Origin of the sequence: Paraburkholderia sp. RL18-085-BIA-A, assembly GCF_046027075.1 — a bacterium.
Classification (GTDB): Bacteria; Pseudomonadota; Gammaproteobacteria; order Burkholderiales; family Burkholderiaceae; genus Paraburkholderia.
Window position 1 is genome coordinate 1 of record NZ_JARESU010000500.1, and the last position, 885, is coordinate 885.

2 protein-coding genes are annotated in these 885 nt (G+C 63.7%); both read left to right on the plus strand.

What is annotated here, in order from left to right; genetic code table 11:
* Positions 1 to 295, plus strand: a 295-nt coding sequence (locus P0D89_RS53495) for a transposase (protein ID WP_408371361.1), incomplete at its 5' end; no start/stop codon positions are given.
* On the plus strand, positions 292 to 885 hold a 594-nt coding region (locus P0D89_RS53500), incomplete at its 3' end, for an IS3 family transposase (RefSeq protein WP_408379732.1). The genes P0D89_RS53495 and P0D89_RS53500, both read left to right, overlap by 4 nt.

Consider the following 885-nt stretch of genomic DNA (forward strand, 5'->3'; position numbering starts at 1 on the left):
AGTACCGAGACGGAAGTACACGGAGGAGTTTCGCGCAGCGGCGGTCGAGCAGGTGATTGTGGGGCGGCGAGGATTGCGGGAGGTGGCGCGAAGTCTGGAGATGTCGGATAAGACGCTGGCGAACTGGGTTGGCGATGCGCGTAAGGGGGAGGCGCCAGTCAAGCGTGGGCAAAGGCCACCGGTAACGGATCTGGAGGCTGAGAACGCACGCCTGAAGCAGGAGAATGCACGGCTGCGAATGGAGAAAGAAATACTGAAAAAAGCAGCGGCGTACTTCGCGAAGGAGTCGCTGTGAGGTACGCCTGGATCGAGCGACACCGAAACGCTTACCCGGTCGGATTGATGTGCGAGTCGCTGGGCGTGTCGAAGAGCGGCTGGTACGCCGCACGCAGGCGTGCGCCATCGCGACGGGCGGTGGAAAACGCGCGTCTTGTTACACGCATGCAGTCGCTGCAGCGGCGCCATCGCGGCCGCTACGGTCGCCGGCGCATGCATCGGGTACTGCGGGATGAAGCCGGCCGCATCAACGAGAAGCGGGTTGGTCGTCTGATGCGTCAACACGGTTTGCAAAGCCGGTTGCGTCGACGCTTCCGGGTTGTGACCACCGACTCCCGGCACGCGTATCCGGTAGCGCCCAACGTGCTGGCTCGCGACTTTGAGGCGAGCGCGCCCGACCGCAAGTGGCTGGTCGACCTGACCTACGTGGCGACCGACGAAGGCTGGCTGTATCTCGCCCTGGTACTTGACCTGTTCAGTCGCAAATTCGTCGGCTGGGCGATGAGCGAGCGCATTGATGAAGACCTGGCACTGCAGGCGCTGGTCATGGCGCTGGAGTGGCGCCGCCCCACGGGCGAGCTCATGCATCATTCTGACAGGGGGGCGCAA